Raw genomic sequence first — 22,360 nt, forward strand, 5'->3', positions numbered from 1 at the left:
TATCTTTTTTTATGGTTGTTTAGACCAAAAAGTTATAATGAAACTGATAAACGATATTGACATGTGAAGAAATACACTTTATAATAAAAGCAGATTTTGGTATAGATTATTAAAAAGGGAGATGTGTCGTATGTTTCAGAATACGGATTTTTGGATTGGCTTAGGTATTGGTGTCGTCGCAGGGGTTTTCGGCTACAAATTAATGTCCGAACGTGAACAGCAGCTCTTGGCTATGCAGCAGCCGGCAGCCGGCGCTTTGACGGCGTCCGTTCCCCTCGCTGAATTGCAGCGCCAGAAGGAAGAATTAGAAGACATGATTGCAGCTCAGGAAGCCGCACAGGCAAAATAATTACAGACTGTCAAAAGAAGACTGTTGCCTTTCGGTAACGGTCTTTTTTAAAGGGTAAAAAGATAGAAAGGGCTGCGTTTATGTTTATTCCGACGTCGAAATGGGACTTCATCATCCGTTCTGTCTCAATCTCGTCTTACTTACCGGGCCGCATTCGCCTGCACAGTAAGAAACTCATCGGCAATGCTGAATTGGGCCGCAAGGTATACGCCTATATTGCCAGCTATAAAGAAATCGATAACGTCGATATCAACGTCCTTACGGGTTCGGTACTGATTACCTATCGGCCGCAGGTCCTGCGGACAAACCGAGAACTCGTTCGGGTAGAAAACTATATCATGACCCATGCTGAAAGGAGAAGGTGATTATGTCATACGCCTCAGGTTTTATGGTGGGCACGTCGATCGGAAAGGCCGTTTACGACTTGTTCCATAATAAGAAAAAGGGAGGCAGCGCCTTTGCCGGTGCGCCTTCGATGCAAGGAGGAAAGGCAGCTGATGTGCCGCGGTTTGCCTGCGTTTCCGCACTCCCGGGCCGTCGTCGCTATCGGGCTGCGTCCCTTGTCGGCAATGCAGGGTTGGCCGAATTCATGGAAAAGAAAATCGGTGTCATGACCGGTATCAGTTCCATCGAGGTCAACACCGTTACGGGCAGTATTTTGGTCTATGCAGTAAGTGAAGCTGCCCTGGATCTTTTGGAAGATTTCTTCCGTTCCCGCCTCTTTCCCAGCGCCGTTGAAGGGATTATCAATGCCGTCTATGATGCCGACCGCAAAGGATCGGGCCGGGCGGATGAAACGGCGTACCTCAAGGTAGCTCGAGCGACGGGGGATTTCTTCAATAAGGTCATTCGCCGAAAAACGAAGCATCTTCTCGATTTGACGACCTTAGCTGCCTTGTTCCTGGTTATCCGCGGACTTCGCAAAACAGTATTCATGGGCGATCGTCCATCCGGGCCGCAGATGCTGTGGTGGGCCCTTTCGCTCTTGAGGAGGGAATAATCATGTATTTGTGCAATACGATTTTTCTTCACAGCGAAATTCCCAGCCGCATGCGTCCGGTCCTGAGCGTCAAGCTTCGTCAGGTGCGGGATATCGTCTCGGCCGTTGTCGAAGAAAAAAAGGTTACCGTCTATTACCGTAAAACGCTGGATGTACGGGCGCTGAAACTGTTCATTCGGGCTTTTGAAGATAAGTACGGCCGGAAAAAGGAAAATAAACCGGAAGACATGGACGTTGCCACGTACCGACGGGAAGCCATCATCTCTGTCGGCGGTTTCATTGCTATGAACATCCTGCGCAAGGTCAATCCGGAATTTTACGGATCCATGCTCTTGTTTCGTCGACTCTTTACCTTATACATCGCGCGTCGCTATATTAAAAGCGGTATCCTCGGCCTGGTAAAAGACCATCAGGCCAACGCCGATACCTTGACGGCAACGGCGGTAGCAGCCTCGGTCCTGTCCGGAAAGCCGGAATCGAGTCTGACGCTCCTGGCCCTGTCAAACGGGGCTGAAATGATGACCGAATACGCTGCCGAACGGGCACGCCGTCAGATTTCCGGCCTTTTGAAACTGGATCAGCGCGACGTCTGGATCATCGAAAACGGCAGGGAACGCAAGGTTCCCGTAGAATCACTGAAGCGGGGCGACCTCATTGCCGTTCATCTCGGCGAAAAGATCTGCGTCGACGGTACCGTTGTCGACGGCAACGCCGCTGTCAATCAGGCTTCCATTACCGGCGAATCGAATCCGGCTATCAAACAGGAAAAGTCGCCGGTCTATGCCGGCAGTGTCATTGAAGCCGGAGACCTCGTCATCCGCGTCGAAAAGGTCGGCGCCGATACGTCCCTGGCTCAGATCATCCATCTCGTCGAAGAAGCCCAGACCCGCCGGGCGCCGGTCCAGAACTTTGCCGATAAGATGGCCAATCTCTTAGTGCCGATCTCCTTTATCGGGGCAGCCATCGTCTACGGGGCGACCAAAGATTGGCAAAGAGTTCTCAATTTGCTGTTCATCGATTTCTCGTGTGGCCTGAAACTTTCGACGGCTACGGCCATTTCGGCAGCCATCGGCGTCGCCGCTCGGAAAGGGATCCTCATCAAGGGCGGCAACTATATCGAAAACTTAGCCGATATCGATACGGTCGTCCTCGATAAGACCGGGACCATTACCATGGGCGTCCCCCAGATCGACCATATCGAAACGATTGACGGCGTCGGCGATAAAGAAATGATACTGTTGGCCGCATCGGCTGAAATGCATTCCGTACATCCTCTGGCTGTAGCCGTACAGAAGTACGTCAATGCCAAGGGCTGGCAGACACCGCCACATGCTTCGTCAGAAACGGTCGTTGCTAGGGGCATGAAGGCTGTCGTACCGCCGTTTGAAAACTACGAAGGCGGGGATATCCTTGTCGGCAGCCGCCGCTTCATGACCGAAGAGGGCGTAGGAGGCATGCCGGTCGTCGATAATAAGACCTGGGGCAAGAATCTGTTGTACATCGCTAAAAATGGCCAGTACCTCGGCTTCTTGACCATTCAGGATCCGATTCGTCCGGGCATGAAGAAGACCTTGAACCGCATGCGCCGCCTCGGCATCGATGAAGTGGTCATGCTGACCGGCGACTCGAAAGACGTCGCCGCCGAAGTCGCCCAGGATATGGATATCGACTCGTATTATGCTGAAATCCTGCCGGAAGAAAAGGCTAACTACGTCATGAAGATGCAAAAAAGAGGCAACGTCATGATGGTTGGCGACGGCATCAACGATGCGCCGGCCCTGGCTTTCTCCGATATCGGTGTCAGCCTCGGCGGAAACAAAACCGATATTGCTGCTGAATCGGCAGCCATTACAATCCGTTCGGAAGACCCGGCTAAGTTATATGATGCCCTCCATATCGGACGGGAAACGATGCGGGCCATTAACCAGAACTTTACGGCGACCATTGCTGTAAACTCGGCAGCCATGCTTCTCGGTGCCTTAGGGAAGATAAGCCCCCTCTGGGCCGCGGTCATCCACAATACGGCCACCTTGGCTGTCGTATTGAATAGTGTTCGCATTCTCGGGCCATCCATGCCGAAACGGCGAGCCTAAAAAGTCTTAATTTTAGAGAATAAGTCTTAATTAGGATATATAATCACATATTCAAAAGGATGCATCAAGGTGCATTTTGTAAAGATAAGAAGCGCACTTTCGTGCGCTTCTTTCTTTTTATAAATGAATTTCAATAGCAATGTGTTGACAGAGTATGTGAAAAAATATATAATATATTTGGTAATGAAATATATTATCATTAGTTGAAGGGATGTGTGAGTATTATTTACGGAGCTGAAAGGAGCGATGTAAATGAGTGTCGTCATCGTAGGTGGAAATGATTGCATGGTGTGCCGTTATAAACGTATTTGCAAAGAATTCGATTATAAGGCCAAAGTATTTACTCAGGTACCCAGTGATTTTAAGTCGAAAATCGGGTCGCCTGATCTCGTGGTGTTGTTTACCAGTACCGTGAGCCACAGTATGGTCCGCTGCGCTCTGAAGGAAGCCCAGCGCAAGAACGTGGATATTGTCCGTTCCCATACCAGCAGCTCAAGTGCACTGAAAACTATACTAGCCGCCAGGACGGAGGAAGCCGTCGTCTAGGCAAGCAAAGGGGAGTTAGTCATGAAGATTGTTTCGTTAGCTGACATGAAAGTCGGTCAGTCAGGTATTGTCGAAGCCCTTGAAGGCCGGGGAAATATCCAACATCGCCTGGTAGATATGGGTGTCGTCAAAGGTTCTCGTATTTCTGTTTTTAAAAAGGCCCCTCTCGGAGATCCGGTAGAAGTCAAAATTAAAGGCTGTGCTATGGCCTTGCGCATGAATGAAGCGGCTATGATTTCGGTAGCCGTGGATCAATAATAAGGGGGTATTTAGTAGTCATGGAAAATGCAGGAAAGATTAAGATTGCCCTTGCCGGCAATCCTAACTGCGGGAAAACGACGATTTTTAATAACATTACAGGTTCAAAGCAGCACGTCGGCAACTATCCCGGCGTTACTGTCGAAAAGAAGGAAGGCCATCGCACCTTTAACGGCAAGGATTTGCTCTTCGTCGACCTTCCGGGTACGTATAGCTTGACGGCGCGGTCCCTCGATGAAGTGGTTGCCCGTAACGTCATCATCAATGAAAAGCCGGATATCATCGTCAACGTTCTCGACGCATCGAATCTCGAACGTAACTTGTATTTGGCGGCTCAGCTCGTCGAATTGGGACGACCGATGGTCATCGCCTTGAACATGATGGATATTGCCGAACGAATGGGCATTAAAATCGACCTCGAAAAGTTAGGCCGTCAGATCGGCGCCGTCGTCGTTCCTTTAGTCGGCAGTAAAAACTTAGGGACGAAAGAATTGCTCGACGCCATTTCCAGCATGGAAGCAAAACACTTGGTCAATGCGGAAGTCGATTATGGTGCTGACGTCGAACCGGCGATTGCTGAATTGACCGATGCCATCGATAAGATTGGCGTCATCAATTATCCGATCCGCTGGCTGGCCGTTAAACTCCTTGAAAACGACTCCGATGCCGTGGCCAAGGTCAAGGCTATTGACGGTACGGAACATATCTTGGAACTGGCGGCTTCTCTCCGCGATTCCCTGGCTAAAAACCTCGATTTAGACTTTTATTTTGCTCAATGCCGCTATCAATTTGCGACTGACGTATTTAATAAATCCATTATCAATGTCGGTACGAGCGATACCTTGTCTGATAAAATCGACCGCGTCCTGACACATCGCGTTTTGGGGATTCCTATTTTCTTAGGCCTCATGTGGCTCATGTTTACCGTCGTCATCGACCTCGGCGCCTATCCTCAGGATTGGCTTGACCAAGGTTTCGGCATGCTCGGTGACTGGTTGAGTACGGTCGTTGAAGATGAACAGCTGCGCTCGCTCCTCGTCGACGGTGTCATCGGCGGTGTCGGTTCGGTCCTCAGTTTCGTACCGCTTATCGTCCTCTTGTATTTCTTTATCAGTCTTCTCGAAGACACGGGCTACATGGCCCGCGCTGCCTTCCTTATCGACCGCGCGATGAGAGCTCTCGGCCTGCACGGCAAGTCTTTCATCCCTATGATTCTCGGCTTTGGCTGTAACGTACCGGGCATCATGGCCGCTCGTACACTCGATAATGAAAAGGACCGCCTGGTCACTATCCTGGCGTGCCCCTTCATGAGCTGCGGCGCTCGTCTTCCTGTTTATACCCTGCTCATCGGCGCCTTCTTTGGCGCTTCCGGTTATGGCGGTACGGTTCTTTTCGGCATCTACCTTTTAGGTATCATCGTCGCTGTTGCCGTTGCCTTGGTTCTTCGTCATACGACCTTTAAAGGCGAACAAGAACCGTTTGTTATGGAAATGCCGCCGTACCACATTCCGACCCTCAAAGGCGTCCTCATGCACATGTGGGAACGAAGCGTACTGTACCTCAAAAAGGCCGGTACCTTCATCCTCGGCGCTTCGATCATCGTTTGGTTCCTCACGGCATATCCGATGGATGTCCAGTATTCTCAGGACTTCGATGCCGCTAAAGACCAGGTTACGGCTCAGATGGAACAGCAGCAGGCTGGTATTCTCCAGACCTATGGCCTTACGTCCATCGAAGAAAACAGTGAATTGAACGGCATGTATGAATCGATGATTGCCGCTGCCGACGCTGCCGCTGAAGAAGAAGACAGCGAAGAAGAAGATGTTGAAAGCGTCCAGCAGGCGGAAGCTGTCGAAGAAAAACCGCAGTATCCCGATGCTTTTGCCGATCTCGAAGCTTCGAACCCGACGGTATATGCTCAGGCACTGCCCTTATTCGACGCCAAAGTCGCTGCTGACGATGCTACGACTGAACTCGACAGCCAGCAGAATGCTGAAAAGATTTCCCAGTCCTATGCAGCCCGCTTAGGCCACTTCATCGAACCGGTCATCGCACCGCTCGGTTATGACTGGAAGATCGGCGTCGCCATCGTTGCCTGCACGGCCGCTAAAGAAGTCATGGTTTCGACCTTGGCTACGATTTACAGCGTCCAGGCTGACGATACTCATGAAGCCAACCTCATCACCTTCCTGGCTGATGACCCGAACTTCAATCCGGCTGTTGCCCTGTCGCTGATGGTCTTCACCTTGCTCTACATGCCTTGCGTCGCTGCTATGGCTGTCATCAAGCGTGAAACGGGTTCCTGGAAGATGCTCCTCGCCAGCGATGCCATGTGCCTCGTCTTGGCCTATGTCCTGGCTTACGTTACCTATCAGTTAGCTCTTATGGCCGGTCTCGGCGCATAAGACCTTCTATCCCATAGAAAGGGGGGTTCTGGTATGAGTCCTGCAACGATTATTGTCGCTATCGTCGTCATCATCGCCGTAGCGTACTTCATCCGTCATGTCCGCGGCCTGTTCAACGGAACAGCCGGCTGCTGCGGCGGCTGCTCGGGCAGCTGCTCGTCGAGCGGACAGTCAAAGACGGGGGATAAATCTAAACTCCCGCCTTGCTGCCAAAAATAAATAGCAGATAACAGCAAAAGAACCTCCATCGGTCAACTTGATCGGTGGAGGTTCTTTTGTATGGAATTTGCTGTAAAAAATAAGATGCCTCATCATCGATTTCTCTATTGGAAAGATAAAGAAGTCAGTGATGAGGCCTTTTGTGTTATAAATAGCGGCCGGTGATGCTGTCTTTGTTCTGTTTGATAGCTTCCGGCGTGCCCGTGGCCGTGATGCGGCCGCCGTCTTCGCCGCCGCCGGGGCCCATGTCGATGATGTAGTCGGCGTTCTTTATGACGTCGAGATCGTGTTCGATGACGACGACTGTTGCCCCTTTATCGAGGAGGGCTTGGAAGACGCGAAGGAGGACTTGGACGTCCAGGGGATGGAGGCCGATGCTCGGTTCATCGAAGACGAAGAGGGATGACGTCTGGGTTCGCCACATTTCACTGGCCAGTTTCAGGCGCTGGGCTTCGCCGCCGGAAAGGCCCGGCGTTTCTTCACCGAGAGTCAGGTAGCCCAGACCGAGGCGGCTGAGGGTTGTGAGTCTTTGAGAGACGCCCTTCCATTCGGCGCAGAAAGCGACGGCATCGTCGACATCCATGGCCATGATTTCCGGCAGCGTCCGGGATATTCCTTCTTGGTTGGTCAATTTGACGCCCGATGCGGCCGGGGCGTAGCGCGAGCCGTGACAGGTCGGGCAGGGGATGTGCACATCCGGGAGAAACTGGACGTCGAGGCTGATGGTACCTGTGCCGTCGCAGTCGGGGCAGCGCAGGGAGCCCGTGTTGTACGAGAAGTTTCGGGCCTTATAGCCTTTATCTTTTGCATCAGGTGACTTTCCGAAGAGCTTTCGCAGTTCGTCATGAACGCCGGCATAGGTCGCAACGGTAGAGCGGACGTTGATGCCGATAGGCGTGGCGTCAATGAGTTTTACCTGTTCGATGCCGCCGGTGTCGACGCTGTTAATGTGAGCCGGCAGGGGACGATTCGCTATGACGGCTTCGATGGCGGGAATGAGGCTTTCGAGGACCATCGTCGTCTTGCCTGAACCGGATACGCCGGTGACGACGGTCAGCCGTCCCTTGGGGATGGTGAGGTCCAGGGGCTTGACCGTGTGAATGGCCGAAGTAGAAAGGCGAATCTCACTCTTGGCGAAGAGCTCATCCGGCGGGACGTCGCCGCGGACCTTGGTCTCGGCCTTGCCTGACAGGAAAGGTCCAATCTGCGAGACGGGATTTTTTTCGATGGATTCTATCGTTCCTTGGGCCAAGACGTGACCGCCGTGGATGCCGGCTTTCGGCCCCATTTCGATGATCCAGTCGGCTTCTTTTAAAATCTGCGTGTCGTGGTCGACGAGGATGACTGAGTTGCCGTCGGCGATGAGGTCGTTCATGACGCCCGTAAGGCCGACGATGTTCGACGGGTGGAGGCCAATGGACGGTTCATCGAGGACGTAGAGGACGCCCGTCGTCCGGTTGCGGACGGCCCGGGCCAGCTGCATCCGCTGCCGTTCGCCCGTCGAGAGGGTTCCCGCCGAGCGGTCGAGGGTGAGGTAACCGAGACCCAAGTCGAGGAGACGCTTGGCCGTGTTTTGAAAGGCCTCACAGATGCTGTCAGCCATGGAAATCAGGTCTTTTGGGAGAGATTCCGGAACGGCTTGAACCCAGTCCGTTAAGGCCGAGAGGGTCATGGTGCAGGCCGTATCGAGGGAGATACCTTGTACTTTAGGCGCTCTGGCTGCTTCTGACAGGCGGGTCCCGTGGCAGGTCGGGCAGACTTCTTCTTTCAAGAATTTTTCGACGCGCTTCATGCCCTTTTCGTCCTTGACCTTAGACAAGGCGTTTTCTACGGTGTAGACGGCGTTATAGTAGGTGAAGTCGAGTTCGCCCGCTTCGTTGGAGTTTTTAGACTTATAGAAAATGTGTTTCTTTACGGCCGGTCCGTGGTAGACGATGTCTTTTTCTTCGGCCGTCAAATCGCGAAAGGGCACGTTCGTGCGAACGCCCATGGCTCGGCAGACGTCAGTCATGAGGGACCACATGAGGCTGTTCCAAGGGGCGACGGCGCCGTCGTCGATACTGATGGATTCGTCGGGGACGAGGGTTGCCATATCGACGGTGCGGACCGTTCCCGTGCCGCTGCAGTCGGGGCAGGCGCCTTGGGAGTTGAAGGCCAGTTCTTCTGCTGACGGGGCCATGAAATGGACGCCGCATTCCGGACAGACGAGGGCTTTTTCGGCGGCCACGTTTAAAGAGGGCCGGACGTAGTGCCCGTTCGGGCAGCGGTGGCTGGCCAGGCGGGAATAGATGAGGCGCAGGCTGTTTAAGAGTTCTGTGCCCGTACCAAAGGTGCTGCGAATGCCCGGAACGCCAGGCCGTTGGTGAAGGGCCAGGGCTGCCGGCACATAGAGGACTTCGTCGACGGCGGCCTGCGACGCCTGGGTCATGCGGCGGCGGGTATAGGTCGACAGGGATTCCAGGTAGCGGCGGGAGCCTTCGGCGTAGAGGACGCCGAGAGCCAGGGACGATTTGCCCGAGCCTGAGACGCCGGCAATGCCGACGATTTTATGAAGGGGGATATCGACGTCGATGTTTTTCAGGTTATGGACCTTGGCGCCGCGAATGAGCATTTTATCAATCATGATTTTCACTCCCGGTAATGGAAAAATGGAAACGTTCTTGCAAGAGACGGTGGAGTTCGTGTTTTAGTCGGCTGTCAGGGATTTTCTTCGACAGGTGTAACCGGACCGTATTCGCCCATTTGCGTGAGGAGCTGGTAGCGGATGGTCGATAGAAATTCTTTGACCCGAGACGGTGCATCTTTGGCGGCTAAGATGCCGTAGTCGACGGTGATATCCGTCGCCAAGGGGATGCTGACCAGGCCCGGATGGATGTCTTCCCACGGCGTCAGGTTGATGAGGGCAGCATTTTTATCGATGGCGGCATTGAAGGTATCGAGACTGTAACGGCCCGGTGTTTCGAGAATTTGGCAATGGGCTAACTCTTTCTCCATCTGAGCTCGGAGCAGATCATTTTTATGGCTGATGCCCTTCGGGACCATGAGCAGGTGCTGATTTTCCAAGTCTTTGATGGCTAACAGGTCTTTTTCGGCTAAGGGATTGTCCGACCGGACGGCGATACTGAAGCGATAGGAGCCTAAGGGAACGGCGTCGACCAAGGTGTGCGTCGTCGCCTGGTCAAAGGTGCCGATGAGGATGTCGCAGGTCTTTCCCAGGGCTTCGTATTCCCGGTTTTGGGTGACGAGGTCGCTTGGGAGCTGGACGATGGTCAGGCTGTATTGGGGCAGCTTGTCCTTGATGCGGTTCCAAATCGATAAAAAGGGGCGGCTGGGATGGAGGAGGGACGTTCCCAGGCGTAGGGTGAAAACTTGGTTCGTCGCCTTATGGCAGGCCAAATAGGCCTCGTGGGAGAGCTCAATCAGCTGCTGGGCATAGGTGAGGAAAACCTCGCCTTCCGGCTTCAGGCGGATGCCGGCTGACGATCGCTCTAAGAGGGTGCAGTCCAGTTCACTTTCGAGTTTATTGATTTGCTTCATGACGGCTGTTGGGGAAATGAAGTTCTGTTCGGCCGCCTTGGTAAAGCTTCCCAGCTTGGCGACAGCCAGGAAAGTTTGCAGGTTTTGAATATCCATCATAGCCTCCATAAACTTTTGGTTAATGCTATGGTAACTTATTGACGATTCTCAGTCAAGGCAAGGCGTGGCATAATAACCTTGTCAGAAGGAGGGACAACGATGAAGCATACGATTTTAATTGCCTATTTTTCCCATAGCGGAAATACTCGCGCCGTGGCCCGGGAAATTGCCCGGCAGACCGGCGGCGACTTGTTTGAAATAGAAACTGACCGTTTCTATCCCCGAGACCACGATCCCTGTTCGCGTCAGGCTCATCAGGAAGTAAATGACGATATCCGCCCGCCTTTGAAAACTCAGGTAGCCGCCATGGACGACTACGATGTGGTGTTCATCGGCCATCCCATCTGGTGGTACCGCGAGCCCATGGTCGTCCGGTCTTTTTATGAAGCCTATGATTTTTCCGGGAAGACGGTCATTCCCTTTGCGACCTCCGGCGGCAGCGACTTACACGATACGATAGCCGATATGAAGCGCTATCTGCCGGATTCGACACTGGGACGAGGGCTCTGTATCGGAAGTTATGAAGTAAACCATTGCCAGAAAAAAATCCGCAGCTGGATTGAGACGTTAGGAGTGAATCTATAAGATGAACGATACGAAAGTAAAAGTAACGATTAATCACGAAAAAATCCTTTGGGCCCATTGGAAGGACAATGCCACAGCCAGGGCTTTGTTGAAAAAGATGCCCTTTACCATTAAGATGTCCAACCTCTACGGAAGGGAAATGTGCCACCGCTTCGGTGGCGGCAGCCTGCCTGTAAAAGCGTCGCAGAATAAGGATTACGCCGTAGGCGACATTTCTTTCTGGCCGCCTCTCGGAAGTCTGGTCATCTTATACAGTCAGAACGGCGAAGTTTTTGAACAGGTTCCCATCGGCCACGTCGACGGCGATATCCGTTTCTTTGCCGGTATGGGGGAAGCCGATGTTTTATTTGAAGTCCTAAAGGAGGGATAATCATGAAATTGTCGAAGAAAATCACGACCATTTTGATGATAGGGTTGGTGGCAGCCTTGGTGGCCGGCTGCGGGGAAGCGGCACAAAATGCATCTCAGCCGCAGCAAAATACCAGTGCCGCTCAGGCTTCCGGTGTCGATGAAAGTTCATCGGCCAGCCAAAAACGGGCCATTGAAGATAAGGATATCGTCGGCGTATGGATCAATCATATCGACACCGACATCAACCAAAAGATTACTTTTAATGCCGATCACACGTGGACGGAAAACCAGCATAATGTAGACAACATCTATTCCGGCACCTGGTCCATCAGCGGCGACCACAGTATTTACCTCGAACCCTACGGAGAAACGATTGAAATCAATCCTGATAATTTGAAAGAAATGAACGTCGTCCGCTACCATCACAGGCTGACGAAAGAAGATTCGTAAGGAGAAAGGAGAATTACTATGTCTATTCGTGATAAAGTCATCGTCATTACCGGTGCATCTTCAGGCATCGGCGCAGCGACAGCCATAATGCTGGCCAAACAAGGGGCCAAGGTCATGCTTGGCGCCCGGCGCACGCAGCGGCTCGAAGCCCTTGTCCGCGATATCGAGCATTTAGGCGGGAAAGCCGCGTATTATCAGGTCGATGTGACTCAATTTGACCAAGTCCAAGGGCTGGTACAGGCCGCAATGGATGAATTCGGCCGGGTCGATGTCTTATTCAATAATGCCGGCATCATGCCCAATTCGCCTATGAGTGACGTCCGCCTCGATGAATGGAATGCCATGATTGACGTCAACCTCAAAGGCGTCCTCCACGGTATCGCTGCGGTACTGCCTATTTTTAAGGCTCAAAAGAGGGGCCATATTATCACTACCTCATCCGTAGCCGGTCTCAAGAACTACGTCGGTTCCGGCGTCTACGGGGCTACGAAATTTGCCGTCCGCAACGCCATGGAAGTCGTCCGCATGGAGTCGGCCCAGGAGGGTACCCGTATTCGCACGACGACCCTGTTTCCTGCGGCCATTGATACGGAGCTTGTGCAACATATCGGAGAACCGGCGACAGCAGAGCGGATGAAGAGTTTTTACCAAGTCCACAGCATTTCTCCTGACGCCGTCGCTTCCTGCGTCCGGTTTGCTATCGAACAGCCGGAAGACGTCGACATCAGTGAAATGACCATCTATCCGACGAGCCAGGCTTGACGAGTACGCTTTCTGAGATTTTTTATAATCGTAAGGGCAGGAGAAAGAGTGCTGATCCTTCTTTTTAGGAGGGCGGCACTCTTTTTTTTTAGCATTCAAACAATGGCCCAAACCATGGTATACTAAAGAACATAAAGATATGAGCTGCGCCTGTGATAAGGGCCGGTAAGGAGGAATCCATCATGGGAAAAGAAGAGATATACGCTTATTTGACGGCCAAGGGAATTTCCTATGAGGTAACGGATCACGAGGCCGTTTTCAATATGGACGAAATACGGGCCGTGGCCTTGCCCTATCCGCAGTGGGATGCCAAGAACCTCTTTGTCCGCGACGATAAGAAGCAGCACTACTACTTGATTTCTGTCAAGGGCGACAAGCGGATCGATTTGAAGGCCTTTCGCAAAGCCCAAGGCCTGAGGAACCTTTCTTTTGCCTCGCCGCATGACTTGATGGCTATCTTACATCTGACTCCCGGTGCCGTGACGCCCTTAGGTCTCCTCAACGATGAGGCAAGACAGGTCCATCTCTATGTCGATGCCGACTTTCAGGGTCACCTCATAGGCGTTCATCCCAATGACAATACGGCGACGGTATGGCTTTCGGCTGACGACTTGCTCTCCCTCATTGCAGCACACGGGAATGAGGCGGAGTTTGTCGACGTTTGATCGATAAGAATCTCTAGACACAATCGAAAAAATGACCTCTTTACCGGAAAGCAGAAAAAGGGTATCATGGACGTGAAATAATACTTTTTGTGTAATTAACTTGTCTGTCTCTTATGACGCCTTGTTGCGTGATGGCAAAGGGTCGGCCTTTGGGGCAGATGTCTGTGTTATCACCGATTGGTGAAATCATGAGTAGAAATGGAGGAAACGTATGGAACGGATAATTGTAAAGCTCGTGAAGGGATTTAAAGCGATCGATGGGGCAGGGGTCCACCTGACCCGCGTCTTGGGAAACGCTACGGTAGAAGCTTTTGACCCGATCCTCATGCTCGATTCTTTTGACAGTACCAATCCCGATGACTATACGGCGGGATTTCCCATGCATCCTCACCGGGGAATCGAAACGGTGACCTACCTCTACAAGGGGAAGATGGTCCACAAGGATACGTTGGGGAATGAAGACAGTATTTCCGACGGTGAAGTCCAGTGGATGAACTCGGGCTCCGGTATCCTTCACGAAGAACAGGTTCCGGCGTCACCGCGGATTTTAGGCGTCCAGCTCTGGCTCAACCTGCCGCAGAAAGAAAAGATGAGCCGGCCGACGTACCGCCATATCGGCAATGATGAAATAGAAGACATCCAGATCGAGGGAGGCTTTATCCGTCTGCTGGCCGGAGAATACAAGGGCCGCAAGGCCCATCAAGGCGACCATCTGCCTCTCAATTACTACGACATCCATTTGGAAGCCGGTGCTGAATTCGTCCTCGACACCAAGGCCGACGACTCGGTTATGGCCTTTACACTCTTAGGTGATGCCGTCATTGCCGGTGAGTCCGTAGAAGCTAAGACGGCGGTTAAACTTTCAGACGGTGAAAGCCTGACCCTGAAAGGGGCTGAAGGAGGCTCACAGATATTGGTCATGCAGTCACGAGCTCTTCATGAACCCGTCGTTTGGGGCGGCCCCATCGTCATGAATACTAAACAGGAATTACAGCAGGCCTTTGAAGAACTGCAAAATAATACCTTCATAAAAGAAAAACTTGACTTTGACCCTCATCAGGGCTGAGCCTTAAAAAAATCTGTATTCTTATCCCTTCCGGCTGCGGATATCCCCACCGGAAGGGATTTTTTTGCGCTTTTTCGAAAAGAAATAATTGTGAATTTAGTGTTTAGCCAAGTTTTTGAAGGATTTTTGGTAAATATGTCGAAATATATATAGTAAGTATTTACGTAACCACCACTAAGGGGGCTTAATTATGAACGGATTGAAACGATGTGTGCTGGCCGGGATGGCATCTTGTTTGCTGGTGTTGCCTAATTTTGCTTTAGCAGAGGACGCTTCCGGCAGCGAGTTGATGACCAAAGCTGAAACAAAAACGGAAGTGAAGCCGGCCTTGCCGGAAGACAGTCATGATAGTGGACTGTCTCAAGCGGTTCAGAATAAAAATTATGAACAAGCCTTAGACATCGTGAACCGGCAGATTGAAGCCGACACTGACAATGCCGATCTTTATGCACGTCGCGGCCTCATTTATTTGATGATGGGCAGCTCGGACGAAGCCTTGGCCGACAGTGAAAGGGCGATTTCTCTGTCTCCGGAGAAGCCGTCGTTGTACCTCAACCGCGGCTCGGTCTATGAACAGCGACAGGATTATAAATTGGCTGTCAAGGATTATACGCAGGCCTTGACCTTGGCGAAACCGGGCGAATTCTATCAGGTACTGGGCTATTTTAACCGGGCCCGAGCCTATACCAAGATGGAGGCCTATGATCAGGCCTTGGAAGATATTCGCCAAGGCGAAAAATTGATGCCCTATTTTTCTAAAAATTATTTCCTTGAAAGCCTGATTTATCAGAAGCAAGGGAAGAAGCAGCTGGCGAAGCGGCGCATGGATATTGGAACCATGTATGAGCTCATGTACCAAGGCCATTATTTCTTAGCCGGTGTCATGGCTGAACAGAGCGATTTGAATGAAACGGCTTTGAACTTGCTGCACAAAGCGGTTGAACAGGAGCCGGGAAATCGGGAAGTTTACTCGGTACGGGGCTTAGTCTATGCTAAATTAGATCAGCCGGAAAAGGGGATTGCCGATTTAACCAAGGCCTTGTCCATAAAGGAATCGGCCATGGACTATAACAACCGCGGTGAATGCTACCGCTATCTCAAGCAGTTCAACAAGGCCCGCAAAGACTATGCCAATGCCCTGCGTCTGGCCGAAACTGATTCTGACTACCATGCCGTCTACGACAGTATGGGGCAGCTGGCCTTCGATCAGGGCGACTACAAGAAGGCCGTTGAATATTTGACCAAGGCCATTTCTATCGCGCCTTATGAGGATGGCTATAAAACGCGCAGCCAGGCTTTCCGGAAGCTGGGAGACAATCAAAAAGCCGACCAGGATGAGGCCTCGATTCAGGAATTGACTCAGCGCGAATTGTTATCACAATAATTTACTTTTCAAATTCCCACAAGATGTGCTATAATTGTAGGCGTTATTCTTGAGTGAAACTGCCTATAATATACACATCATCGTATTGAAGGGGGAATTTGATGAAGAAGGCTGTTATAGCGGCCTTGTCCATATGCTGCCTCATGGGCGCGGCTACGGCGTCGGCAGCAGAGGTACAGGTCAGAACGGAGAAAACGGTATCGGCAGCAGTAAGCGCGACGGAAGAAGCTCAGAATGAAGGCCCGACGCAGAAACAATATGTCCCGGCGAAAAATGCCGCCCATCATGAAGGTTCGTTGAAAGACCGGGTCCATGCTATTTTGAACAACCAAGAGAGCGCTCCTTCCGCAGTCATGACAGGCGAAGAAAAATACCATTATGCTGAATCGACTCATGAAGCGACGGTCATTACGTCGTGGAACCGCCAAAAGTATGAAGATCAGTATGAGTACCAGTACCAGCACGATTCGTATGATGCGGCCATTGCCAATGCCTACGCCTATCGCCGTGATTTTGGCAAGAGCAACCTTCGCAAGTGGAGCAGCACCGAAGGGATGGATACGCCGTGGGACAGCAATCACACGACGGATACGGTTCATTTCCAGAGCTCGACCATTGCCTTTTTGGATCGGTTGAACATGGAAGCCCGTCTGGCCGGCATTTCCTTCATCATCACCGGCGGCGCTGAAGGCGGGTACCATGCCAGCGGACTCTATTCCCATGAAAATGGCTATAAAGTCGATATCTCCGATGACGGCATCTACCAGGGCAGTAAGGCTTATGAAGTCCTTCTTGCGGCCTTAGCCCCGTACAAGCATCAAATTACACACGAATGGGATAAGAATCACTTCGATATCACCATTTATCCGGAAAACTACCGCGGATAAGCGTTTCCTTTCAGAGGGGAGGGAACTCTTGATGCGGTCGGAGGGAAGACTGTCTGCAAGGGCAGTCTTTTTTTGATGATAATCCTGCCTTTATAAGGCTTTTTTACCAGGAGAGAGCATATGATGATACCAGATTGGGACCTCTATTTTTCATCCTTGATTGGCGATGAATTGCTTCAAGTTCCGGGACTGGCCCTCGTCGCCTATCATGAAGGCCGCGAGGTATACCGCTTTGCCGGCGGTATCCGAAGATTCCGGCCGAAACCGTTGCCGATGACGATGGACAGCCGTTTTCGCATAGCCTCGGTATCGAAGATGTTCACTATTTTTACCCTCATGCAGTTAGTCGAAGCGGGCGTATTGTCTCTTGATGACGACGTCAGCGACTATCTTGGCTTTCGCCTGCGCCACCCGGCCTATGACGACATCCCGGTGACCGTACGCATGCTGGCCTCGCATACGTCGGGGCTGCGCGACGGAAAGGTCTACAGCATCCCGCCATTCGTTTCCGCAGAGGCCTTTTTTCAGCCTGACAGCCCCTATTGGGAAAAGGGACAGCACTTTGCTCCAACGGGAGAAATGCCGGGACAGTATTTTACCTACTGCAACTTAAATTACGGCCTCTTGGGAACGGTCATCGAAGCCGTGACCGGTCAGCGCTTTGACCAGTATCAAAAGGGGCACATCCTAAAGGATCTCGATTGCCGAGGCGACTATGTGCCGGGCAACCTGCCGCAGGCTGCATTTGAAAAACTGGGTACTATTTACAGTAAGGACGATGAAGGCGGCAGCTGGCAGGGGCGGATCGATGATTTTGAAGGCCGGCAGCCGGAAAAAGAGACAGTTGCCCTTCAAAATCCTTATGCAGAAACGGTCTGTCAGACCTATAAGCTGGACGGATATCGACGGGGGACCAATGCCACCTTTTTTTCGCCTCAAGGCGGCCTGCGCCTGTCTCTGGCAGAAATGGGGCAGACTCTCGAGATGATCCTTCATGACGGGGAGTATCGAGGGCGGCGAATCCTTAGTCCTTCTTCCTTACGGGAGATCTTCCGGCCTCAGTGGCAGTATGACGGCCACAACGGCGATACCTGTGGTCAGACGATTTTTTCTTATGGCTTAGGGGCCTTTTTGGTGGATGGTACCGGCCCGGCTCGTCCCTGTCGGGAGAAAGACTTTTCTCTTTGGGGACACACGGGGCAGGCCTTTGGCCTCTTGTCGGGAATCTTTGTCATACCGGGGACGAAGAGCGGTTTTGCCTACGTCATGAACGGCGAGGGAGTTTCTGAAGAAGATCCGCGAAGCGCCGGCGTTTTCAGTACCAATTATATCTGGGAAGAACGGGTTCTCGACGGTCTGTGCCGTTTTATTGACGGCCTCTAGGCCCTGTGCTATGATGATACCAATACGGAAAGTTCCATAGGGGAAGGCGATATAGACATGAATGCTTATGAAAGTACGATGAATTTTACCCGGCGGGCCGTTTGGGCCCAGATTGATCTCGATGCCGCGGCCCATAATATGCGTCAGATTCGAAAACACGTCGGTCCAAACGTCAAGATAGCGGCCGTCGTCAAGGCCAATGCCTATGGCCACGGCAGCGTCGAATTGGCCCGCACCTTTGCCGAAAACGGAGCCGACTGCTTTGCCGTTTCCAGTTTAGATGAAGCCGTTGAACTGCGGCGCTATGCCCACCTTGATAAGGAAATCTTCATCCTCGGCCATACCGATGCCAGGCGGACGGAAGAACTCCTTACCTATGATATTGAACCGGCCGTCTTCAACTTGAAAAATGCTCGTTTTTTCTCCGAAGAAGCTCAGCGCTTTGGCAAGGTCCTGCGAGTTCATATTGCCATCGATACGGGCATGAGCCGCGTCGGCTTTCCCGTCAATGAAGCCAGCGTCGCCGACATCAAGACCTTGGCAGCCCTGCCCAATATCGAAGTCCGCGGTATCTTTACCCACTTTGCCGTATCGGACTGTGAGGATAAGACCTTTACGCGCGAACAATACGGCCATTTTCGCTGGATGTGTAAGCGTATGGAAGAAGAAGGCATTGACATTGCCCTGCGCCACTGCTGCAACAGTGCGGCCGTCCTCGAGCTTCCCGAATATTACTGCGACATGGTGCGGCCGGGTATCATCATGTATGGCTGTGAACCGTCGCCGGAAATCGATATTACGCCCTACGACCTGCGGCCGGTCATGTCCCTTCGCTGCTGTATCGCCCACGTCAAACTCATCGATGCCGGAGCGACCGTCAGTTATGGCCGGCACTATACGGCACCGGACCGCCGTAAAATCGCGACCCTTCCCGTAGGCTATGCCGACGGCTATTCCCGCATTTTGTCGGGCAAGGTCGACGTCCTCTATCACGGACACCGCGTCCCTCAGGTCGGGACGATCTGCATGGATCAGTGCATGATCGACGTCAGCGGTGAAGCCAACGTTCACGCCGGAGACGAAGTCGTCCTTTTCGGTCAGCAAGGCGACAGCTTCATTTCCATCGAAGAAATCGCCCGTGTCTGCGGTACGATTAATTATGAAATCATGTGCAATTTATCCCGCCGCGTTCCCCGTGTTTATATGAAAAACGGCAAAGCCGTCGGCCGGGAAGAGTATCTGTTTGACAAGCCCATAAGCGAATAGATAAGAAAAAATACTGTTCCTCTCACGAGGACAGTATTTTTTTTGTTATAAACCTTTTATCATTCTTGCAAAAGTGATATAATATATGTAAAGAATGCATATTAAAGTGCAAAAATAATCATAGGAAAAGGCGGTGTATTAGTATGAATTGGAACGACAAAACAGCGGCAAATGTTAGGGCTATCAAGCCATCGGGGATTCGCAAATTCTTTGATATTGCAGCCCAGGTCGAAGGCGTCCTGTCCCTCAGTATCGGCGAACCGGATTTTGCGGCCCCGGACAAAGTTATCGATGCGATGAAGAAAAGCCTCGATGCGAAAGAAACGAGCTATACCGGCAACTCTGGCATGATGGAACTTCGTGAAACCATCAGCGAAACCTTTGAAAAACGCTATGGCGTCAAGTACGATCCGAAAGATGAAATCTTGGTTACGGTCGGCGTTTCCGAAGGCTTGGCAATGGCTCTGTTGGCTATGACCGAACCGGGCGACGAAGTCCTCATTCCTGATCCGGCTTATGTAGCTTATCCGGCAGCTGTTGAATTAGCAGGCGGGAAAGCCGTATTCGTACCGACTTATCCGGAAGATGATTTTAAACTGAGCGTGGCTGCTCTGGAAAAAGTCGTTACGCCGAAGACGAAAGCTTTGGTCATCGGCTATCCGAACAACCCGACCGGTACGGTTATGACGGCCGAAGAATTGATGCCTATTGCTGAATTCGTTAAAAAACACGATCTCATCGTCATGGCTGACGAAATTTACTGCGAACTCATGTACGGCGATGCTAAATTTACGACCTTTGCTAAATTACCGGACATGCGCGAACGGACCATCGTATTTAACGGTTTCTCCAAGGCTCATGCTATGACCGGCATGCGTCTCGGCTATATCTGCGCACCTCGCGACGGGTTAGCACCGATTTTAAAACTCCACCAGTATGCCATCATGTGCGCCAATACGACGGCTCAGTTCGGTGGGATTACAGCCCTTAAGGACTGCGATGAAGAAGTAGAAGCTATGCGTCAGGAATACGACCGCCGCCGCCAAGTTATCTATAAAGGCCTGCGCGACATCGGCCTGCCGGTCTTTGAACCGAAGGGCGCTTTCTACATCTTCCCGGATATTCGCTGCACGGGCATGAAGTCTTCTGAATTCTGCGAAAAATTGGTTCAGGAAGAAAAAGTTGCCGTCGTTCCGGGTACGGCCTTTGGCGAACAGGGTGAAGGCTTTGTCCGCATCTCTTATGCAACCAGCATGGAAACGATCCAAGAAGCGCTGAAGAGAATGGGCCGCTTCGTCGAAAAATACCGCAAATAATCTTATTTCTGTATTGCTTATCAACTGATTTCTCAAATTTTCCATAAAAAAAGAGCTGTCCCCATGGGGCAGCTCTTTTGCTGTGGTTAAATAAATCGTCCAATGAAGGGCATTTTGGCAGCGTCTTGACGGGTAACACCGCCGCTTAAGACCATGCCGCCAATGTAGATGACCGATCCGATGATGCACGATAGGAAGAGGGCCAAGAAGAGGCCGATATGGCTGAAAAGGTAAGGGTACATAAAGTACATGGCGACGCCCATAACGGCAGCCGAGACGATGTTCTTTAAGATGACCTTGACTTCAATGACGTAGCCGATCTCACGGTAGATGAAGCACATGTTGAGGACGGCCGCAACGCCGATGTCGGCGACGGTGGCATAGGCGGCCCCGGTAATGCCAAAGGCCGGGATGGCGACTAAGAACCAGTTGCAGAGAACTTTGACGATACAGGCCAGGGCCATGTTGATGACCGGAATCTTCGGCTTCTTGAGGCCTTGAAGGATGGCCGTTGAAATCTGGTGCAGACCTAAGAAACAGATGGCGATGGCCACGGCCCTTGTCGCTTCTGTTGCGGCCGGGGCGTTGTAGATGAAGGTGACGATAGGTTCTGCCATGACGTAGAGGATGACACTGAAGGGGATGGTGACCAAAAAGGCGATGCGCATGGACGTTGCCGTCCGTTCCCGGATTTCACCGTACTCTTTCAAGGTAAAGCTGTGACTGATAGCCGGTACCAGGCTCATGGCCATGGCGGCTGTCAAAATGGTGGCCAAGTTGATGAGCGGGACCGACATGCCCGTCAGGTAGCCGAAGAGGGCCGTTGCCTGATGGGTAGCATAGCCGGCAGCTTCTAACCGCCGCGGTACGATGAGCAGATCGAGGTTGGAGACGACGGGGAGCATGATGCTCGACAGGGAAATAGGGATCGCCAGGACGACGAGGCGCTTTAAGATATCCTTGATTTTTTCCTGTTCGAAAACAGGTCCGTCGACGGGAAGGGACCGCTTCAGTTTATAATAGTAATAGACGAGAACCAGCCAAGCGGCAAGGCCCCCGGCTCCGGCACCGAGACTGGCGCCGCCGGCTGCATAATCGAGGCCGTAAGGCAACAGGAGAGCGGCAAAGCCCAGCATGACGACGACGCGGACCAACTGTTCCACAATTTGGGATAAGGCCGTCGGCGTCATCTGCTGCCAGCCTTGGAGATAGCCGCGATAGCCGGCGATGATCGTCGTAAAGAAGATGGCCGGTGCCAGGGCGATGAGCGAGTAGTAAGCCCGGCTTTCTCGGATGATATGTTCATCGATAAGGAAGCTGGAGCCAAAGAACATGAGGACACTCAGGACAAAGGCCGTCGTACACAGCATCGACAGGGATACGTGAAAGATGCGCTGGGCCCCGAAGTAATCCTCTTTGGCTACTTTTTCAGCCGTAATAATGGAAATTGCAATGGGAAGGCCGGCACTGGAAATATCGAGTGCCAAGAGGTAAATCGGAAAGGCCATCTGATAGATGCCGATGCCTTCACCGCCGAGAATACGGGACAAGATGATCCAGTTGATACTGCCAATGGCTTTGACGACAAAACCGGACAAGGTCAGGATCAAGGTGCCCGAGATAAACTTGTTTGCCATAATAACCCCTTATCTCTCTAGAAATTTATCACGATAACAACTAATTTTATCACATTTGCCAGGCCTTGTATATAGTCAAAGGCCGGCCGAAAGGCTTGCATC

22 protein-coding genes are annotated in these 22,360 nt (G+C 51.9%); 19 read left to right on the forward strand and 3 right to left on the reverse strand.

From position 1 onward, the window contains the following. The first annotated feature begins 130 nt into the window (after window positions 1-130). From UCI88_RS11255 to UCI88_RS11290, 8 genes are all read left to right on the forward strand, one after another. Window positions 131-349, forward strand: a complete 219-nt coding sequence (locus tag UCI88_RS11255; protein WP_044504165.1) for a hypothetical protein — start codon at window positions 131-133, stop codon at window positions 347-349. Between the two features lie 80 nt (window positions 350-429). Continuing rightward, entirely contained in the window at window positions 430-714 is a 285-nt protein-coding gene (locus UCI88_RS11260; protein ID WP_044504164.1) for an HMA2 domain-containing protein, read from the forward strand. A gap of 23 nt (window positions 715-737) precedes the next feature. Further along, window positions 738-1,349, forward strand: a complete 612-nt coding sequence (locus tag UCI88_RS11265) for an HMA2 domain-containing protein (protein ID WP_288159787.1) — start codon at window positions 738-740, stop codon at window positions 1,347-1,349. 2 nt (window positions 1,350-1,351) lie between these two features. After that, window positions 1,352-3,442: a heavy metal translocating P-type ATPase gene (locus tag UCI88_RS11270; protein ID WP_256180114.1), complete on the forward strand. Its 2,091-nt coding sequence runs from the start codon at window positions 1,352-1,354 to the stop codon at window positions 3,440-3,442. Window positions 3,443-3,694: 252 nt separating this feature from the next. Beyond that, window positions 3,695-3,988: a DUF2325 domain-containing protein gene (locus UCI88_RS11275; protein ID WP_044504161.1), complete on the forward strand. Its 294-nt coding sequence runs from the start codon at window positions 3,695-3,697 to the stop codon at window positions 3,986-3,988. Between the two features lie 21 nt (window positions 3,989-4,009). Then, the gene (locus tag UCI88_RS11280; protein WP_044504160.1) at window positions 4,010-4,246 is read left to right on the forward strand and encodes a FeoA family protein; all 237 of its coding nucleotides are present in this window, start codon (window positions 4,010-4,012) and stop codon (window positions 4,244-4,246) included. Between the two features lie 20 nt (window positions 4,247-4,266). Continuing rightward, the gene (gene feoB / locus UCI88_RS11285; protein ID WP_044504159.1) at window positions 4,267-6,651 is read left to right on the forward strand and encodes a ferrous iron transport protein B; all 2,385 of its coding nucleotides are present in this window, start codon (window positions 4,267-4,269) and stop codon (window positions 6,649-6,651) included. A gap of 33 nt (window positions 6,652-6,684) precedes the next feature. Next, the gene (locus UCI88_RS11290) at window positions 6,685-6,870 is read left to right on the forward strand and encodes a FeoB-associated Cys-rich membrane protein (protein ID WP_044504158.1); all 186 of its coding nucleotides are present in this window, start codon (window positions 6,685-6,687) and stop codon (window positions 6,868-6,870) included. A 145-nt stretch (window positions 6,871-7,015) separates the two neighbouring features. Here the strand turns inward: UCI88_RS11290 and UCI88_RS11295 are convergent, their stop codons facing one another. Further along, on the reverse strand, window positions 7,016-9,493 hold the full coding sequence (locus tag UCI88_RS11295; RefSeq protein ID WP_256180115.1) for an excinuclease ABC subunit UvrA: 2,478 nt from the start codon (window positions 9,491-9,493) through the stop codon (window positions 7,016-7,018). 74 nt (window positions 9,494-9,567) lie between these two features. Continuing rightward, on the reverse strand, window positions 9,568-10,503 hold the full coding sequence (locus UCI88_RS11300) for a LysR family transcriptional regulator (RefSeq protein WP_044504156.1): 936 nt from the start codon (window positions 10,501-10,503) through the stop codon (window positions 9,568-9,570). A gap of 102 nt (window positions 10,504-10,605) precedes the next feature. Between UCI88_RS11300 and UCI88_RS11305 the strand changes: the two genes are divergently transcribed. The 11 genes from UCI88_RS11305 to UCI88_RS11355 all read left to right on the forward strand — a co-directional run bounded on the left by UCI88_RS11305 (window position 10,606) and on the right by UCI88_RS11355 (window position 20,621). Then, a complete protein-coding gene (locus tag UCI88_RS11305; protein ID WP_256180117.1) occupies window positions 10,606-11,091 on the forward strand; it encodes a flavodoxin in 486 nt (161 codons plus the stop codon). Between the two features lies 1 nt (window position 11,092). Further along, a complete protein-coding gene (locus tag UCI88_RS11310; RefSeq protein ID WP_044504154.1) occupies window positions 11,093-11,461 on the forward strand; it encodes a cyclophilin-like fold protein in 369 nt (122 codons plus the stop codon). 2 nt (window positions 11,462-11,463) lie between these two features. Next, on the forward strand, window positions 11,464-11,892 hold the full coding sequence (locus UCI88_RS11315; protein ID WP_256180118.1) for a hypothetical protein: 429 nt from the start codon (window positions 11,464-11,466) through the stop codon (window positions 11,890-11,892). Window positions 11,893-11,910: 18 nt separating this feature from the next. Further along, entirely contained in the window at window positions 11,911-12,654 is a 744-nt protein-coding gene (locus UCI88_RS11320) for an SDR family oxidoreductase (RefSeq protein WP_044504153.1), read from the forward strand. 182 nt (window positions 12,655-12,836) lie between these two features. Next, on the forward strand, window positions 12,837-13,319 hold the full coding sequence (locus UCI88_RS11325) for a prolyl-tRNA synthetase associated domain-containing protein (RefSeq protein WP_256180119.1): 483 nt from the start codon (window positions 12,837-12,839) through the stop codon (window positions 13,317-13,319). A 211-nt stretch (window positions 13,320-13,530) separates the two neighbouring features. Further along, the gene (locus UCI88_RS11330; protein WP_256180120.1) at window positions 13,531-14,385 is read left to right on the forward strand and encodes a pirin family protein; all 855 of its coding nucleotides are present in this window, start codon (window positions 13,531-13,533) and stop codon (window positions 14,383-14,385) included. A 190-nt stretch (window positions 14,386-14,575) separates the two neighbouring features. Continuing rightward, window positions 14,576-15,769 carry a tetratricopeptide repeat protein gene (locus tag UCI88_RS11335; protein ID WP_256180121.1) on the forward strand — a complete coding sequence of 398 codons (1,194 nt, stop codon included), beginning with the start codon at window positions 14,576-14,578 and terminating at the stop codon, window positions 15,767-15,769. Between the two features lie 101 nt (window positions 15,770-15,870). Further along, window positions 15,871-16,656, forward strand: coding sequence for an alginate biosynthesis protein AlgP (locus UCI88_RS11340; protein ID WP_256180122.1), 786 nt, complete (start codon window positions 15,871-15,873; stop codon window positions 16,654-16,656). 120 nt (window positions 16,657-16,776) lie between these two features. After that, entirely contained in the window at window positions 16,777-18,039 is a 1,263-nt protein-coding gene (locus tag UCI88_RS11345; RefSeq protein WP_256180123.1) for a serine hydrolase domain-containing protein, read from the forward strand. Between the two features lie 57 nt (window positions 18,040-18,096). Further along, window positions 18,097-19,305 carry an alanine racemase gene (alr, locus tag UCI88_RS11350; RefSeq protein ID WP_044504145.1) on the forward strand — a complete coding sequence of 403 codons (1,209 nt, stop codon included), beginning with the start codon at window positions 18,097-18,099 and terminating at the stop codon, window positions 19,303-19,305. 143 nt (window positions 19,306-19,448) lie between these two features. Beyond that, on the forward strand, window positions 19,449-20,621 hold the full coding sequence (locus UCI88_RS11355) for a pyridoxal phosphate-dependent aminotransferase (RefSeq protein WP_044504144.1): 1,173 nt from the start codon (window positions 19,449-19,451) through the stop codon (window positions 20,619-20,621). A gap of 86 nt (window positions 20,622-20,707) precedes the next feature. Here UCI88_RS11355 and UCI88_RS11360 read toward each other — a convergent pair whose 3' ends face one another. Then, window positions 20,708-22,258 (reverse strand): putative polysaccharide biosynthesis protein, encoded by a 1,551-nt coding sequence (locus UCI88_RS11360; RefSeq protein WP_065360489.1) that lies wholly within the window; start codon window positions 22,256-22,258, stop codon window positions 20,708-20,710. Window positions 22,259-22,360 lie beyond the last annotated feature (102 nt).

Origin of the sequence: Megasphaera massiliensis (genome assembly GCF_036305205.1) — a bacterium.
Classification (GTDB): Bacteria; Bacillota; Negativicutes; order Veillonellales; family Megasphaeraceae; genus Megasphaera; species Megasphaera massiliensis.

What these genes read in the sequence shown, in the direction of transcription:
- UCI88_RS11255 (WP_044504165.1), top strand. Translation starts at nt 131, where the DNA reads ATGTTTCAGAATACGGATTTTTGGATTGGCTTAGGTATTGGTGTCGTC.
- UCI88_RS11260 (WP_044504164.1), top strand. Translation starts at nt 430, where the DNA reads ATGTTTATTCCGACGTCGAAATGGGACTTCATCATCCGTTCTGTCTCA.
- UCI88_RS11265 (WP_288159787.1), top strand. Translation starts at nt 738, where the DNA reads ATGGTGGGCACGTCGATCGGAAAGGCCGTTTACGACTTGTTCCATAAT.
- UCI88_RS11270 (WP_256180114.1), top strand. Translation starts at nt 1,352, where the DNA reads ATGTATTTGTGCAATACGATTTTTCTTCACAGCGAAATTCCCAGCCGC.
- UCI88_RS11275 (WP_044504161.1), top strand. Translation starts at nt 3,695, where the DNA reads ATGAGTGTCGTCATCGTAGGTGGAAATGATTGCATGGTGTGCCGTTAT.
- UCI88_RS11280 (WP_044504160.1), top strand. Translation starts at nt 4,010, where the DNA reads ATGAAGATTGTTTCGTTAGCTGACATGAAAGTCGGTCAGTCAGGTATT.
- feoB (WP_044504159.1), top strand. Translation starts at nt 4,267, where the DNA reads ATGGAAAATGCAGGAAAGATTAAGATTGCCCTTGCCGGCAATCCTAAC.
- UCI88_RS11290 (WP_044504158.1), top strand. Translation starts at nt 6,685, where the DNA reads ATGAGTCCTGCAACGATTATTGTCGCTATCGTCGTCATCATCGCCGTA.
- UCI88_RS11295 (WP_256180115.1), bottom strand. Translation starts at nt 9,493, where the DNA reads ATGATTGATAAAATGCTCATTCGCGGCGCCAAGGTCCATAACCTGAAA.
- UCI88_RS11300 (WP_044504156.1), bottom strand. Translation starts at nt 10,503, where the DNA reads ATGGATATTCAAAACCTGCAAACTTTCCTGGCTGTCGCCAAGCTGGGA.
- UCI88_RS11305 (WP_256180117.1), top strand. Translation starts at nt 10,606, where the DNA reads ATGAAGCATACGATTTTAATTGCCTATTTTTCCCATAGCGGAAATACT.
- UCI88_RS11310 (WP_044504154.1), top strand. Translation starts at nt 11,093, where the DNA reads ATGAACGATACGAAAGTAAAAGTAACGATTAATCACGAAAAAATCCTT.
- UCI88_RS11315 (WP_256180118.1), top strand. Translation starts at nt 11,464, where the DNA reads ATGAAATTGTCGAAGAAAATCACGACCATTTTGATGATAGGGTTGGTG.
- UCI88_RS11320 (WP_044504153.1), top strand. Translation starts at nt 11,911, where the DNA reads ATGTCTATTCGTGATAAAGTCATCGTCATTACCGGTGCATCTTCAGGC.
- UCI88_RS11325 (WP_256180119.1), top strand. Translation starts at nt 12,837, where the DNA reads ATGGGAAAAGAAGAGATATACGCTTATTTGACGGCCAAGGGAATTTCC.
- UCI88_RS11330 (WP_256180120.1), top strand. Translation starts at nt 13,531, where the DNA reads ATGGAACGGATAATTGTAAAGCTCGTGAAGGGATTTAAAGCGATCGAT.
- UCI88_RS11335 (WP_256180121.1), top strand. Translation starts at nt 14,576, where the DNA reads ATGAACGGATTGAAACGATGTGTGCTGGCCGGGATGGCATCTTGTTTG.
- UCI88_RS11340 (WP_256180122.1), top strand. Translation starts at nt 15,871, where the DNA reads ATGAAGAAGGCTGTTATAGCGGCCTTGTCCATATGCTGCCTCATGGGC.
- UCI88_RS11345 (WP_256180123.1), top strand. Translation starts at nt 16,777, where the DNA reads ATGATGATACCAGATTGGGACCTCTATTTTTCATCCTTGATTGGCGAT.
- alr (WP_044504145.1), top strand. Translation starts at nt 18,097, where the DNA reads ATGAATGCTTATGAAAGTACGATGAATTTTACCCGGCGGGCCGTTTGG.
- UCI88_RS11355 (WP_044504144.1), top strand. Translation starts at nt 19,449, where the DNA reads ATGAATTGGAACGACAAAACAGCGGCAAATGTTAGGGCTATCAAGCCA.
- UCI88_RS11360 (WP_065360489.1), bottom strand. Translation starts at nt 22,258, where the DNA reads ATGGCAAACAAGTTTATCTCGGGCACCTTGATCCTGACCTTGTCCGGT.